Source organism: Photobacterium leiognathi (assembly GCF_030685535.1).
Taxonomy (GTDB): domain Bacteria; phylum Pseudomonadota; class Gammaproteobacteria; order Enterobacterales; family Vibrionaceae; genus Photobacterium; species Photobacterium leiognathi.
In genome coordinates this window covers 3,222,607-3,238,240 of sequence record NZ_CP131601.1, presented here as the reverse complement: position 1 = coordinate 3,238,240, position 15,634 = coordinate 3,222,607, and the positions used below count along the sequence as shown (strand labels likewise).

The 15,634-nt window shown below is 43.5% G+C and carries 8 protein-coding genes and 3 pseudogenes; 5 read left to right on the top strand and 6 right to left on the bottom strand.

What is annotated here, in order from left to right:
* Window positions 1–6: 6 nt before the first annotated feature.
* From Q7674_RS21680 to Q7674_RS21670, 3 genes and pseudogenes are all read right to left on the bottom strand, one after another.
* Complete coding sequence (locus tag Q7674_RS21680) at window positions 7–2,418, bottom strand: integrase (RefSeq protein ID WP_107229674.1); 2,412 nt, start codon at window positions 2,416–2,418, stop codon at window positions 7–9.
* Complete coding sequence (locus Q7674_RS21675; RefSeq protein ID WP_045064188.1) at window positions 2,412–4,757, bottom strand: hypothetical protein; 2,346 nt, start codon at window positions 4,755–4,757, stop codon at window positions 2,412–2,414. Before Q7674_RS21675 ends, Q7674_RS21680 begins: the two co-directional genes overlap by 7 nt.
* 154 nt (window positions 4,758–4,911) lie before the next feature.
* Window positions 4,912–5,823 (bottom strand): annotated as a pseudogene (locus Q7674_RS21670) (YifB family Mg chelatase-like AAA ATPase); the annotation flags it as partial.
* Between the two features lie 394 nt (window positions 5,824–6,217).
* Here Q7674_RS21670 and ilvG point away from each other — a divergent pair.
* The 5 genes and pseudogenes from ilvG (at window position 6,218) to ilvA (ending at window position 12,547) form a co-directional block, all read left to right on the top strand.
* A pseudogene (gene ilvG / locus Q7674_RS21665) lies at window positions 6,218–7,866 on the top strand (acetolactate synthase 2 catalytic subunit).
* Complete coding sequence (gene ilvM, locus Q7674_RS21660; protein ID WP_008988341.1) at window positions 7,866–8,114, top strand: acetolactate synthase 2 small subunit; 249 nt, start codon at window positions 7,866–7,868, stop codon at window positions 8,112–8,114. Before ilvG ends, ilvM begins: the two are co-directional and overlap by 1 nt.
* A gap of 21 nt (window positions 8,115–8,135) precedes the next feature.
* Window positions 8,136–9,068 (top strand): annotated as a pseudogene (ilvE, locus tag Q7674_RS21655) (branched-chain-amino-acid transaminase).
* A gap of 78 nt (window positions 9,069–9,146) precedes the next feature.
* Window positions 9,147–10,988: a dihydroxy-acid dehydratase gene (gene ilvD, locus Q7674_RS21650; RefSeq protein WP_305423342.1), complete on the top strand. Its 1,842-nt coding sequence runs from the start codon at window positions 9,147–9,149 to the stop codon at window positions 10,986–10,988.
* Window positions 10,989–10,993: 5 nt separating this feature from the next.
* Entirely contained in the window at window positions 10,994–12,547 is a 1,554-nt protein-coding gene (gene ilvA, locus Q7674_RS21645; RefSeq protein WP_305423340.1) for a threonine ammonia-lyase, biosynthetic, read from the top strand.
* A gap of 67 nt (window positions 12,548–12,614) precedes the next feature.
* Here ilvA and Q7674_RS21640 read toward each other — a convergent pair whose 3' ends face one another.
* The 3 genes from Q7674_RS21640 to glmS all read right to left on the bottom strand — a co-directional run bounded on the left by Q7674_RS21640 (window position 12,615) and on the right by glmS (window position 15,631).
* Entirely contained in the window at window positions 12,615–13,001 is a 387-nt protein-coding gene (locus tag Q7674_RS21640; RefSeq protein WP_237156780.1) for a helix-turn-helix transcriptional regulator, read from the bottom strand.
* A gap of 173 nt (window positions 13,002–13,174) precedes the next feature.
* Complete coding sequence (locus tag Q7674_RS21635; RefSeq protein ID WP_008988336.1) at window positions 13,175–13,552, bottom strand: helix-turn-helix transcriptional regulator; 378 nt, start codon at window positions 13,550–13,552, stop codon at window positions 13,175–13,177.
* A gap of 246 nt (window positions 13,553–13,798) precedes the next feature.
* On the bottom strand, window positions 13,799–15,631 hold the full coding sequence (gene glmS / locus Q7674_RS21630; protein ID WP_045064182.1) for a glutamine--fructose-6-phosphate transaminase (isomerizing): 1,833 nt from the start codon (window positions 15,629–15,631) through the stop codon (window positions 13,799–13,801).
* Window positions 15,632–15,634: the final 3 nt, after the last annotated feature.

Sequence of the window (15,634 nt, the reverse complement as noted above, 5' to 3'; positions counted from 1 at the left end):
CAATCCTCAATCAAGGTCTTTGATTTTTAAAATTAGATTAAAGGTTTGAGTTGTATTTCCATCAGCATCTTCAATGGTAAAGAACTCTGGCTCAAGCGTGATTCGACCTTCTTCTAAAAGCTGAATAACCTCTGTTTCGATGTCCTGCTCTTTTTGAAGTTGGCTTATGTGAGGGACAGTTAGATAAGACTCATCATCGTAATCTTCTGCGGCTTCACTCACTGACTCTATCATGATGGGTGTTGAACTATCACCTGTCAGGCGTTCTGCAATGATTTTGCGAACCTCTTCGATTCCTTCTAGCTTCGCAAGTTCAGAAGTGGAATCGACCACACCACGGACAATTACACTGGCTTTAGCTCCGTTTAGTACCGCCCCAGTTTCCGACTCAGAGATATAATGGTATAAGTGTTCCATATCTGAATGTCCGAGCATCCAGCGTAGAGCATCCATTCCATCAAATCCTTTTGACCAAAAGAATGCCATAGCAAAGAAGCGTCTCAATTGGTGCTGACGGACATAATTACGGCGATACTCACCGTTGTCGTACTCCACCAAGTCCGTTTCTAAGTAATCGCATAAGGCATCAAGATGAGTATTATATGTCGTGTGAACAACCTGACTTAACTGCGAGTTCCTTGAATTGAGGTTGTTAAACAAAGATAACTTTCCTTTGCATAACCCCAACTCACTCGCTTTGATGTTAAATTGCTCCAGTTGCCAAATGAACCTTGCTATAGATAAGGGAATTGGTCTTTCTATTGTTGCGTTCACCCCTTTTGAGCCAGTTTTTTTTACCTTAAAAATCAGGTTGTACTCTGTTTTTGCACCCGCTTCTGAAAAGGGACTTACATTAGGTGAAAGGTTGCCATGTGACTTCAACTTGATTAATTCATCTTGTCTTCGAGCCATGATTGCACCCACTAAGACTTGTATTGCCCCTTGCAGTACAGAGAACAAATCAAACAAGCTCTCATTAGCTCGAATCCGCTCAAAGCGACTCTCCACACTTTCTGCAAAGCCTTGAATCTGCGTTACCCCTTTTTTAAGGTATTCACTACTCAGACAGTTGATTGCCTCCGTTTGAAACCAGTACCCTTGCTCCGAACTAGACATCTCTCGATGCAACTCTTCATTCCAAGCTAGAGCGTGTGTTCGTGGGCGGAGTGTGTTGGAGTTTATTTCAGTAGATTTACTTCTTGCTGTAGACAGCACACTTAATGTTTCATCGAGTAAAGTAGTAGAGCCTTCCTCTATAGGTAAGTGCTCTTTGGCAAACTCATAGCACTGACGAATTAAATTAAACACAAAGGTTGGCGGCAAGGTGCGGGTGCGTCCTACTTTTTTAAAGCTAACTAACTGGCTAATGTGACCTGAGCTGACACGCTCGGACAAGATTGAAGGGGTTGCCGCATCTTCACGCTCAAGGTTGGTATGAATCAATCGAATTGCTTCAATCCATTTTGAGATAGTCTTTTGATTCGTGCCTGTTGAGGTGTCATTATTCTCAACCGCTCGATACTCTAAGTTTCGCCTTGGCGCTTTGAGGTGAAGTTCTGCGTAGTTGGGAATATTGATGTCGTGGTAAAGCATCTTACCTTTAAACAACAACTCACCCAGCACAGCACCGTTGCCACTGTATTTTATGTATTCTCCAGAGTGATAATAACTTTGCTCATAAAGCCAAGCACACGCCTTCTCTCTCTCGGACAGAAATAAGAAACTTTCATCTTGCACGATGTCCTGTGTAACGTAGGGAAACTTCTCTTTAAACGCTTGTGCATCTCTATCAGAAATGCTTTGAGAAGCGTTATTCAGTAATACGTTGGTATGTTTATCAATTTCATACACACCTTGAAAATTTCCGTGCTCGGCGACTTTCGTCAAGATGTTCAACCAAAAGTCATCATTCACATTCAGAAGGTGATATTTTGCTAGCTTCAACTCTTTCGAGTGTAGTAAGACCGCATTGATGAGAGCGATAACTCTGTTAACTTTTTGGTTTGCAGTTCTTGGACAGATAACCTTCCCACCGTTTTCAAGTGGATTATCTGCTGCCGTAATCCAGTATTTAAAGCTGTTTAACAGCTTTTGGTGTTTTTTATCCGTGAGTTTCTTACCGTCATCTAAGTAAACCGTGCCCCAATGTATCGTTTTTGGGGTTTTGCCAAATGTTAGTACCCACTTGTTTTCAGGAAAGCTGGATTCTAACCAATCGGGCTGTCGGTCATCGTAACCGTAGATGCCAGTATGGATATTCGTGATGATATCTAATGCTCGATAGTCATCATTTGCTACTGAAAAATTGATAATATCTTCAAGAGTCTCGGCACTTAAACCATTTAGAACTGAATGGTCTTCCACGATGTTTTCAATGAGGTTAGCAATAGAGGAATTGTCGATAGCAACACTTAACATAGTAGCGCCCCTTTAATTGAGTCAGTATTTAGTTTGTTATTGGTTGCAATATCAAGCATTCCCATCAAATCATCATCCGCACTATGCTTGCCTGAACTCAGGGTATCTAAAACAAACACCGCTGATTGATACCAGTGAGCCACAATATCTAAAAAAGATTCCTCATCATCACTACTCTCAACAACAAAGCGTATCGCCATCAACAACTGCAAAAGTGATGTCGATATAGTGTATGTTAACTGGTCAAACCCTAATGATTCTGAAACTTCACTGTCAGTAGTCGTCTGTTGAGTAAAACCATGATCGAAGTGCTCTGGAATGTTGCTTATGCCGTGATTACTCAAGAACTCCTCAATGTCCTGAGCGCTCATGTTCACAGCATCAAGTCGATGCACTGAATCTTTCATGGCTTCAAGTAAAATAGCGTTCTGGAACTGACGTATCCAACGTGCATTAAAGAAGTCCATTAACGGCTTAGGAAGGTAAGATGTCAGTAGGTTTACATCCTTCTTTTCATGACCAAGCGCCTCGGCAACAGCATCCATTGAATGTGTTTCCAAATAAATTTGAAAGCCTCGGTGTCGTCTAATGGAACGTAACGAATGGATATCGGAAATGGCTTGAGCATCTTCCAAGGTTATGTCGCTGCTCTTATCAAAGAGTGTTTCATCTTGAAGCCAATTATAAAAATCATTTGCTGAATAAAGAGTGGTATTGAGATTGCTTGGACATATCACACTGGTAGTGGTTGCAGTCAAAATCATCTTTCGCCAATTCACATTCCCTTTTTGCTTCAGGTATTCACGGCTCATGCGAGTATGGCGCACCAAGAACTCAACTATAGGTTTAGAAAACTCATTGAGCACTACTTCTTGCTGCGCATTGGTAGACCCTTTGCGTGATTTGTGACTGACCGCAATGTGCTGATTACCAACTTGCTTATAGCCCACCATATTGCCATTTACATCAAATAAGTCCCATTTTGCTAACCAAGAAGGTGTTATCAGAGGATGCTCCATCACAAGAAGCGTCAAAAGAACATTCAGCGATGATTTGCTTGGTAAATTTAACTCTGTGTTGAGCTGACTAACATTTCCATAAAATCCCAAAAATGAGGAATAGGAAGCGCCTTTTGCAGCGATGCCATGCGCATAAAAGGTTGCTACTGTATTATCTAACTTATCTTCACCGACAAAGTTTCTATATTGATAATTGTTGCTATTGCTACTATCTAGAGGCTTGACAGAGCCAGTGCTCTGAAAGGCTATATTCCTATCCTCTCGATCTAAAAGCTCCAAAAACTTCAAGAGACACACATGCCTGACATGCGCCATGTCTCGGTCTACACGTTGCTGAATAATTGAAACAGCCTCTTCATCTTTAATTTTGAGTGGAATGTTAGCAAACCATCGAAGGTTTTCTGGCTGCGTAGCATTGCCACCAATTGAAAAGGTGGGTGCTGCATCTTTTGGGTCTTTCCAGTCTGGAACGATGAATGGTTTGTGAGGTTCAGCAAAAACACCCGTGTTGATAAAGCACTCGGTATAATAGTTAATGGCATTTCGCCACTTAGCATGAAAATCTTTTGGGCAGTTATCGGCTGCTTGAGAGCGCACAAATAGCACTTTAAACACCTTATGGAAGAATAGCTGCACATGATTACGGCTTAAAAGGGCTTCTATTGTCAGGCATTCTCGGTCGCTATAAACAGTGGAGAAACCCACAAATAGTTTTTTGAGTTCTATTAATGCACGAGTAAGAGATGATGATTTTTGTGTAAAAGCATAGTTTTTTAGAGCAAGATGAACCTTGTTGGTAAACGCCTCACCAAAATTAACATAAAGCGTATCCAGATGAGCCTCATGTTCTTTGCCTTCTTTTGATAGCACCTGCCAACCATCAAGATAGTCAGATTTTGATTTATCTATATTAAGCTCTCTGAACTGAGCTAGACAACTCGAAGCGTCTTCTGTGATTTTTAGATCCGAAAGCTTTACTTCATCAAGAGTTAAATGTTTATCTTGCGCAATGTGGCGGAAAAATTTTTTGAGTTGATTACCAATATTATATCTACGCTTGATAGTGGTATCATCACAGTTATAAACAAAGCCAATGAGCGACTGGAAGTGTGCATTAAGTGAGCTTGAATCATTCAGTATTTCTAATGCACTGTAGTTACCTTGCTTAACCAAGTAGCAGTAAGCTGCATAAACATTCAACACTGCCTGAATTTTCATTGGATTGATTGAGGATTCAGCAGCAAGTGTTAGGTAGTTAGAGTATTCGACTGACAGTGCAGTTTTTAATAAAGAAAGCTCATTTAGTATTTTTACATTCACAACCAAACCTCATAAATTGACAACTAATAAAAAACGTAGAAGTCAAAGTGATTATTGTCAACGTAAATAAAATGCACTAAAAGCCATTTAAATTATTCATATTCATAAACTTGATACTGTTTTGATAACTTTTAGTCATTAGGATTACTAATCTTTCATCTAAGAACAGTAAGCCGTTGTGAGCAAGTGAAATTTCTCCCGGTTTCGGCACTGAGCCACCGCCCACTAAAGCCGCCATCGAACTTGAATGGTGTGGGGTACGAAACGGGCGTTTAAGCCAATTACCTTGATGTAATGATTGCTGAGTAAGCGAAGTAACGGCTGCTGTTTCTAGTGCTTCTTCATGACTCATTGGCGGCAGTAAATCACACAACCTTGAGGCAAGCATAGTTTTACCCGTTCCTGGCGGCCCTAAAAACAGTAAATTATGACCGCCCGCAGCGGCTATTTCTAACGCCCGCTTTCCTTGCTGCTGACCGATGATATCTTGCATGTCTCGATCATTATGCTCATCGGTTTGATTGCGATACTCTGCAAACTGCAACTCTAATTGTTGTTGCCCACAAAGATAACCACAAACCGCCAGTAAGCTTGCTGCTGATTTATGGGTCTCTTTACCCACTAACGCCACTTGATCGCCATTGCGATCAGGCACCACAAAACAACGTTTGGCTTTCAGTGCCGCCAATGCCGCTGGTAAAGCCCCTTTAACAGGGCGCAACTCACCGGAGAGTGCAAGCTCACCAATAAACTCATGATCGCTTAGCTTATCAGACGGAATTTGCCCAGAAGCGGCGAGAATACCGAGGGCGATGGGCAGATCAAACCGTCCGCCTTCTTTCGGTAAATCAGCAGGGGCTAAGTTGACGGTAATACGCCGAGAAGGGAACTCAAAATTAGCATTAATAATCGCGCTACGAACCCGATCTTTGGCCTCTTTGACCGTGGTCTCAGGCAATCCCACTAACGTAAAACTTGGTAGACCATTACTTAAATGTACTTCAACCGTAACCGGTGGTGCCTGCACACCTACACAGGCTCGGCTATGAACAATTGCAAGTGTCATCGATACATCATCCCACAGAGATAAAAAATCATTAGTTAATGAAATATTGCTTTTGGGTTTCATAAGATGCCTGTAAATGCAGCTTGTTTGCTAAAAAAACCACACTTTTTGCTTGTCATGCGATAGATGTCTGTGTTACCACTAACATATAGCAACAAGTAGACAACAAAAGTTGGACAAATATACATGCGTTTAGCAACAACATCCCTAGTACTCATTATTAACGTCATTGTGGTGATTCTGTCACCGCTGCGGGGATTTGCTGGCGTAAAATAGCGCAAAGAATGCAAACAAAAAGCCCCCGCACTGAGAAGTTCGGGGGCTTTTTTCAACAAATGGATTTGAGTGAATTAATCACTTCTACACGATCTATCAAAGCAAGCAAGGAGCTGCGATGACAGGGGCAGAATTAGTTGTACAAGCACTACAACAGCAGGGGATAAAAACCGTTTTTGGTTACCCTGGCGGTGCCATCATGCCAATTTATGACGCACTATATGACGGCGGTGTTGAGCACATTCTTTGTCGCCACGAACAAGGGGCGGCAATGGCAGCCATCGGCATGGCAAGATCAACACAAGATGTCGCTGTCTGCATGGCAACATCAGGTCCTGGCGCAACTAACCTTGTAAACTCTCCTTGCAGATGCCTTTATGGATTCTGTACCACTAGTTGCCATCACTGGACAGGTTGCTAGCTCTCATATTGGTACTGATGCTTTCCAAGAAATGGATGTGATCGGTATGTCGTTATCGTGTACCAAACACAGCTATCTAGTGACCGATATCAACGAGCTTGCACCTACATTGGCTGAAGCCTTTGTTGTTGCAAAAGCAGGGCGTCCAGGCCCAGTTATTGTCGATATAGCAAAAGATGTGCAACTTGCACAAGCACCTACCGAATTACTACCAGTTATTGATAGTCCTGCAATTCCGACCACTACAGCAGAAGCCATTCAAGCTGCGCAACAGCTACTTGATCAAAGTCATCGTCCAGTTTTATATGTCGGAGGCGGGGTACAAATTGCTCACGCAACAGACACTGTACGCCAGTTTTTAGCACTAAACCCAATGCCATCAGTGAGTACGCTAAAAGGCTTAGGCTCAATTGAACGTCATGATCCACACTTTCTGGGTATGCTAGGTATGCACGGTACCAAAGCTGCAAACTTAGTGGTACAAGAGGCAGACTTATTGATCGTGGTGGGTGCGCGTTTTGACGATCGCGTAACTGGAAAACTCGATACTTTCGCTCCACACGCCAAAGTTATTCATATCGATATTGATGCGGCAGAATTTAGCAAATTACGTCATGCTGATGCACCACTGCGTGGTGATATAAATGTCATCCTACCGCAGCTTGAACTAAGCCAAGATATCAGCCGCTGGCTCACTCACAGCGAGCATGTTCGTAAAATAGGTAAATGGCGTTACGACCATCCAGGCGATCTGATCTATGCACCACTAATGCTAAAACAGTTATCCGATATGATGCCTGACAGCAGCATGATCTCAACCGATGTTGGTCAGCATCAAATGTGGGCAGCACAGCATATTCAACCTCGAGCACCACAAAACTACATCACTTCAGCAGGACTTGGCACCATGGGCTTTGGCTTGCCAGCAGCGATGGGAGCAAGTGTCGCCCGACCTGATGATCAATCGATTCTGATCATGCCATGATGGCTCTTTCATGATGAACGTGCAAGAGCTAGGCACACTCAAACGCCGTAATATTCCAGTGAAAATGGTACTTATTAATAATCAGCGTTTAGGCATGGTTCGCCAATGGCAGTCGCTGTTTTTCGATGGTCGCCACAGCGAAACAATTTTAGATGACAACCCTGATTTTGTAATGCTGGCGAAAGCTTTTGATATTCCGGGTAAAACCATCACCCGTAAAGAAGAAGTCGCACCTGCTCTTGAAGAAATGCTAGCAAGCAAAACAGCCTATTTACTGCATGTGCTAATTGATGAAGAAGAAAATGTCTGGCCGCTAGTACCACCGGGTGCGGCAAACCAAGATATGCTGGAGAATACCTAATGGAACGATTTTTACTCAACATTACGGCAAACGATAAGCCAGTATTACTTGAGCGTATCTTGCGTGTGATCCGCCACCGCGGTTTTATTATCAAGAAAGTCGATGCCACGCAAAATCATCACAGCAAGATAGCCAGAATCGAAATTATCGTCGATAGTGATCGTCCAATCACAACGCTTATCAACCAAATTGAAAAACTGTGGGATGTTATTGAAGTCGAAACATCAAACCTACAGTTACAGGATTAAATTTTTAGAAGGGAATTCAACATGGCAAATACTGCAGATTATATTTGGTTTAACGGTGAAATCGTGCCTTGGGCAGATGCTAATGTTCACGTTCTAACCCATGCTATGCACTACGGCACCTCGGTTTTTGAAGGGATCCGTTGTTACAACACACCGAAAGGTCCGGCTGTTTTTCGTCATAAAGAGCACATGGATCGCTTACTAAACTCAGCGAAAATTTACCGTTTCCCTATTCCATATAGCAGTGATGCACTGATGGAGATCTGCCGTGAAACGATCCGTGTCAACAAGCTAGACTCTGCATACATTCGCCCACTCGGTTATGTGGGAAATGTGGGTCTAGGTGTATGTCCTCCTGTTGATACCAAAATGGATTTGATTGTTGCCGCTTTCCCTTGGGGCTCTTATCTTGGTGAAGAAGCACTTGAAAATGGCGTTGATGCGATGATTTCTAGTTGGAATCGTGCCGCACCAAATACCATTCCAACCGCAGCGAAAGCAGGTGGTAACTACCTATCATCACTACTGGTTGGTAGTGAAGCACGTCGTCATGGTTATGCCGAAGGTATTGCGCTAAGTGTGGATGGTTACCTATCTGAAGGTGCTGGCGAGAACATTTTTGTGGTACGTAATGGCGTTCTTTCAACCCCACCAACGACCAGTGCGATCTTACCGGGTATTACCCGTGACACCATCATGATCTTAGCGAAAGAGCGTGGTTATGAAGTGCGTGAAGAAAATATTGCTCGCGAAGCGCTATACCTCGCTGATGAAATCTTCATGACAGGGACGGCAGCTGAAATCGTACCGGTACGCAGTGTGGATCAAATCACAGTCGGCTCTGGTAAACGTGGATAGGTGACAAAAGAGCTACAAGCAGCTTACTTCGGCTTGTTTAATGGTGAAACAGAAGACAAATGGGGCTGGCTAGATTACGTCTACCCAGAGAAATAATCCCGCTTCATCGCCACTCAACACATATCAAAAGTGCCGCCGAACCTTGGCGGCAGTGCTCAAAAAGGATTTTCTGTTATGCCTAAATACCGTTCTGCAACCACAACCCATGGTCGAAATATGGCTGGTGCTCGTGCGCTTTGGCGTGCCACTGGCGTAAAAGATGAAGATTTCGGTAAACCTATCATCGCTGTTGTTAACTCCTTTACCCAATTTGTTCCAGGTCACGTCCACTTAAAAGATTTAGGTCAGCTGGTTGCCAAGCAAATTGAAGAAGCGGGCGGTATTGCCAAAGAGTTCAACACCATTGCTGTTGATGACGGCATTGCAATGGGTCATGGTGGTATGTTGTATTCACTGCCATCACGTGAACTGATCTCAGATTCAGTTGAATACATGGTTAATGCCCACTGTGCCGATGCCATGGTGTGTATTTCGAACTGTGACAAAATTACCCCGGGAATGCTAATGGCATCTATGCGCCTTAATATCCCTGTGATTTTTGTTTCCGGCGGCCCAATGGAAGCGGGGAAAACCAAACTTTCAGAGCAGGTGATCAAACTCGATTTGGTTGATGCGATGATCCAAGGTGCCGATCCAACAGTATCTGATGAACAAAGTGAGCAGATCGAACGTTCAGCATGCCCAACTTGTGGTTCATGTTCAGGCATGTTTACTGCGAACTCGATGAACTGTTTAACCGAAGCACTTGGTTTAAGTCAGCCAGGTAATGGTTCAATGCTAGCCACCCACGCTGATCGTGAGCAGCTATTTATTAACGCGGGTAAACGTATTGTTGGTCTAACTAAGCGTTACTATGAGCAAGACGATGAAACCGTATTGCCACGCAATATTGCCAATAAAAAGGCCTTTGAAAATGCGATGGCACTTGATATCGCAATGGGCGGTTCAACGAATACCGTTTTACACCTATTAGCTGCAGCACAAGAAGGCGAAGTTGACTTCACCATGGCAGATATCGATCGCATGTCACGCCGTGTGCCACACTTATGTAAAGTGGCGCCATCTACCCAGAAGTACCACATGGAAGATGTGCACCGTGCTGGCGGTGTTTACAGTATTCTTGGTGAGTTGGATCGTGCTGGCTTATTCCATAGCGACTGTCACAACGTGCTAGGTGAAACCTTTGCCGAAAGTTTCCGCCAATACGACATCAAAGTGACCGATTCAGAAGAAGTGAAAACTTTCTTCCGCGCTGGCCCTGCTGGCATTCGTACCACACAAGCATTCTCACAAGATTGCCGCTGGGAAACCCTTGATGATGATCGCGAAAACGGCTGTATTCGTAGTAAAGAATTTGCCTTTAGCCAAGATGGTGGCCTTGCGGTACTTTCTGGCAACATGGCGCTAGATGGCTGTATCGTTAAAACCGCTGGGGTTGATGAAAGCTGTTTAACCTTTAAGGGCCCTGCGATTGTCTTTGAAAGCCAAGAAACGGCAGTAGAAGGCATCCTTGGTGGCAAAGTCAAAGCAGGCGATGTGGTAGTGATTCGTTACGAAGGGCCAAAAGGCGGTCCAGGCATGCAAGAAATGCTCTACCCAACCACTTACTTAAAATCTATGGGCTTAGGTAAAGAATGTGCCTTGATCACTGATGGTCGATTCTCTGGCGGTACTAGCGGTCTTTCTATTGGTCACGTATCACCAGAAGCGGCAAATGGCGGCACGATTGGCCTGATCGAAAATGGCGATATCATCGCAATTGATATTCCAAACCGTAGCATTGAACTAAATGTCGATGATGCAACCCTCACGGTACGTCGTGAAGCAACAGAGCAACGCGGTTGGAAGCCAGTCGATCGTGAACGTCAGGTATCTTTTGCCCTTAAGGCTTATGCCAACTTAGCGACTAGTGCTGATAAAGGCGCTGTTCGCGATAAGTCTAAACTAGAAGGATAATCATCATGAGCGAAGTGAAACAGGCCACGGATGAAGTGCTACTTAGCGGAGCCGACTATCTTCGCAATATCCTTCGAGCGCCAGTCTATGAGGTGGCGCAAGTCACTCCATTGCAAAATATGTCTCGTCTGAGCGCAAGGATAGCGAATCAGATCCAACTAAAACGAGAAGATCGCCAGCCAGTTCACTCGTTTAAGTTGCGTGGCGCTTATAACATGATGTCGCAACTCACAGAGCCGCAAAAAGCCGCTGGTGTTATTGCTGCATCAGCAGGTAATCATGCACAAGGTTTAGCCTTATCGAGCCAACAACTCGGCGTTAAAGCGACGATTGTGATGCCACGTACGACACCTGATATCAAAGTTGATGCGGTGCGCAGTTTTGGTGGTCATGTGGTGCTTCATGGTAGTAATTTTGATGAAGCTAAAGGCTATGCCGAACAACTTGCAGATCAACATGGTTACACCTTTATTCCACCTTTCGATCACCCATCGGTGATCGCAGGACAAGGCACAATCGGTATTGAGTTGGTGCAACAAAATGGTCATCTTGATTGTGTTTTTGTACCGAGAGGTGGTGGCGGTTTAGCGGCAGGCGTTGCCGTTTTACTCAAACAGTTACTGCCTGAAATTAAAGTGGTTGGGGTCGAGGCTGAAGATTCAGCCTGTTTAAAAGCAGCGCTTGATGCAGGCCAACCCGTCACGCTGGATCAAGTCGGCATGTTTGCTGATGGTGTAGCAGTAAAACGTATTGGTAGCGAAACCTTCCGTTTATGTCAGCAATACCTTGATGATGTAGTGACAGTAAGCAGTGATGAAATTTGCTCGGCAGTTAAAGATATCTTTGAAGATACCCGAGCGATAGCTGAGCCTTCAGGGGCTTTGTCATTAGCTGGGCTTAAAAAGTACGTAGAATTGCATCAACTTAAAGATCAGCAACTCGCTGCCATATTATCGGGCGCAAACTTAAACTTTCATGGTTTACGTTATGTATCAGAGCGCTGCGAACTGGGTGAAAAACGAGAAGGGCTGTTAGCCGTCACCATTCCTGAACGTCCTGGTGCTTTTCTTGATTTCTGCCACCTTATTGGTGGACGTGCTGTTACCGAGTTTAACTACCGTTATAACGATGATTCACTGGCAAATGTGTTTGTTGGTGTCCGTTTAATGCAAGGTCAAGAAGAGCTTGATGGCATTATCCAAGATCTACGAAAAGGCGGCTATCCGGTGGTCGATCTTTCCGATGATGAAATGGCGAAAGTACACGTTCGCTATATGATCGGGGGCAGGCCATCAAAACCATTAAAAGAGCGTTTATACAGTTTTGAGTTCCCAGAATACCCAGGCGCGCTTATTCGTTTCTTAAAAACCTTAGGCAGTCACTGGAATATCAGCTTATTCAACTACCGTAATCACGGCGCTGATTATGGTCGTGTGCTTTGTGGCTTTGAATTAGAAGATAAAGATCTATTGTCTTTTACCAGCCATCTACGAGAATTGGGCTATCACTGGCAAGATGAAACAGAAAACCCCGCTTATAAGTTTTTTCTCGCGCAATAAAAGCACTGAGCATTTAAATAAAAAAAGCAGCGAACGCTGCTTTTTTTATTATCCCATTAATCGACATTCACTGATGTTTATCAAGTGCATATTCAAGGCAAGATGAGATCAAGTTGATATTTTGCTCTACCATCTTATAGCGCAATGGAGAAGGCATTTGCGCATATAGCATCGATAAACGGTTAATATCACCATACTCGGGATTACCGTCATCATAAAGAAACCAACTCAGCGACCGTCCGGTGATTTTAGCTATATTTAATAACATCAACACTCTTGGCTCAGTTTTACCTGATTCTAGATCTAGGTACGTCTGACGAGCCACACCAAGCTGCTTTGCCATGGCGACTTGGGTGATCCCTTTCCACTCTCGCGCTTCACGAATTTTCAGCGCCAATTGTACCATTTGCTGGTCGGTATTATTTATCTTATTAGTAGGGGGTACGTCACTCATAATAGACATCAATACCGTATTAAATCTAAGTAGTTTGCTACGTTATTCTTCACCCCAAAATATGTCTATGGGTATCAATGTAAAAGTGTGACAAGGCATCATTAGTGCAAATAAAACAAGGCAATCAAAAGCCAGAAATGAACAGCAAATAAGACACTAAAATCGATGATAATTTATTTATTTTTATGTGTCAGCGCACGTGTGTACTCCGCCATAAAACTGGCGAGATTAATACATTGCTGCAAAATAATATGGCGAGCAGAGTGAGGTAAGCGACTGAAAAATTGTAATAGTCGATCTATCTCTTCTTTATATTCGCTTTCTAATATCTCTATTCCTTCATCACCATAAACAAACCACGTCAGTGGACGCTCAGTAATTTCCGATATTTCAGAAAGTAGACGAACTTTCGGCTCTGTTTTTCCTGTTTCCAAATCAAGATAGGTTTGACGAGCAACTTTTAATTGCTGAGCCATATGCACTTGAGTCAAACCTTTCCACTCTCTTGCTTCTTTGATCCGTGCGGCAATTTTGGTCTTAGGCTCGGTCATGCTTCTCCTCCAATCACACTGCGAAGAATATTATGCTTATTTACAGCTGTGCAGATGATGAGCCAATTTGTCAGCTTTTTTTATTTTTTAAAAACAAACAGATAAAATTAGAGTAGAAGATTATTCTTAATTTGAATTGCACATTGTATGGAAATGCAGACATTTTTGTATTTCGCAACAAAGATGATAATCAGTAAAAATAAAAAAGACGCATTGCTGCGTCTTTTCAGTGATGCTCGATTTTAATTACTCAACAGTCACCGCTTTTGCCAAATTTCGTGGCTGATCAACATCAGTACCTTTAATAAGAGCAACATGATACGCGAGCAACTGCATCGGTATGGTGTAGAAAATCGGGGCGATAATTTCATCCACACTTGGCATGGTGATGATTTTCATCCCTTCCGTTGCTTCAAAACCTGCTTCACTATCAGCAAAGACATACAGTAAACCACCGCGAGCCCGTACTTCTTCAATATTGGATTTAAGCTTTTCTAATAAATCATTAGTTGGTGCAACCACAATCACAGGCATATCGGCATCAATCAGTGCTAATGGGCCATGTTTTAACTCACCAGCAGCATAAGCTTCAGCGTGAATGTACGAAATCTCTTTAAGCTTAAGTGAGGCTTCCACTGCAATAGGGTAGAACTCACCACGACCAAGAAAGAGTGCGTGGTGTTTGTCGCTAAACTCTTCCGCTAATTGCTCTATCGGGTTATCAAGGGTCAGTGCTTTTTCTATGTAGCTTGGCAATTGCTGCATTGCATGAACAATTTGACGCTCTTTTTGGGAGTCAATTTTCCCTTGCTGTTTACCCAATGCCGTTACCAACATCAACAACGAAATTAATTGAGTAGTGAAAGCTTTGGTCGATGCCACTCCAATCTCAGCCCCAGCACGAGTCATAAAGACTAAATCAGATTCACGCACCAATGATGAGCCCGCCACGTTGCAAATCGTCATCGCTGCCATATAGCCTTTCTCTTGTGCTAATCGAAGGGCGGCTAAAGTATCTGCTGTTTCACCAGACTGAGATAGGGTCAGCAATAAGCTGTTTGGTCTGGTAACAAACTTGCGGTATCGAAACTCTGACGCAATTTCAACATCACAACTAATACCAGCAATGGATTCAAACCAGTAACGCGCGACCATACCCGCGTTGTATGAAGTACCACAGGCAATGATCTGGATATGCTCGACTTTATCAAAGATCGTTTTCGCATCGCTGCCAAAACTTTCAATGATCACTTTATCATTGCTGATCCTACCTTCCATGGTGTTGATCAAGGCACTTGGCTGCTCAAAGATCTCTTTTTGCATATAGTGGCGAAAAGTACCTTTATCAGCCGCATCATGTTGAACATTCGATTCTGTCACCGCACGTTCAACTTGCTCACCCGCTTGATTAAATACCGAAATAGAGCGACGAGTGACTTCGGCAACATCACCTTCTTCTAAAAACATAAAGCGTCGCGTCACATTCAATAACGCTAATTGATCAGAAGCAATGAAGTTCTCACCCACACCCAAACCAATCACTAACGGACTGCCAGAGCGTGCTACGACAATGCGCTCGGGATCGCGACTATCCATCACAACAGTGCCGTAAGCACCTTCTAATTGTGTTACTGTTTTCTGTACTGCTTCAAGTAACGACGTAGCAGAACGCAGTTCCCATTCCACCAAGTGAGCAATCACTTCAGTATCGGTTTGAGAGCTAAACACGTAACCACGTTGTTGTAATAGCTCACGTAATGCTTGGTGATTTTCAATAATACCGTTATGAACAATAGCGATTTGTTCGCCAGAAGTGTGCGGGTGAGCATTAGATTTTGATGGCTCGCCATGGGTTGCCCAACGCGTATGTGCAATACCTGTACCGCCAAGTAAAGGCGTTGCCTCAACGGCTTCAGCTAAGGCTTGTACTTTACCCATTCGTCTCACACGCTGAAGTTGCTGATCTTCAACAACGGCAATACCTGCTGAGTCATAACCACGATATTCTAAACGACGTAAACCTTCGATTAAAATTTCTGCCACATCACGCTGTGCTACCGCACCGACAATCCCACACATAAC